1 protein-coding gene is annotated in these 214 nt (G+C 66.8%); it reads right to left on the bottom strand.

Going from position 1 to position 214, the window contains the following annotated elements:
- On the bottom strand, nt 1–214 hold a 214-nt coding region (locus tag NQL71_RS29840), incomplete at both ends, for a hypothetical protein (protein WP_274643809.1).

The raw sequence follows: 214 nt of genomic DNA on the forward strand, positions 1-214 counted from the left end.
GTAGGTGCCGTTGATCTGGCTGTTCAGGCCGCCATGCACCGGGGACGAGGTGTCGGCGCCTGCGCGCACGCCGACCACGCCACCGCCGGAGCCATCGGCGCCACCGATATCGTTTACCAGCACGTTGCCGGTGACGGTACCACCCTCGGCCACAGAAGTCGCATCGGGCTTGGCGGTCGGCAGGTCGTCGACGACCTTGACGTTGATTTCCCCT

The sequence above is a fragment of the Pseudomonas serbica genome, assembly GCF_028823535.1.
Lineage (GTDB): Bacteria > Pseudomonadota > Gammaproteobacteria > Pseudomonadales > Pseudomonadaceae > Aquipseudomonas > Aquipseudomonas serbica.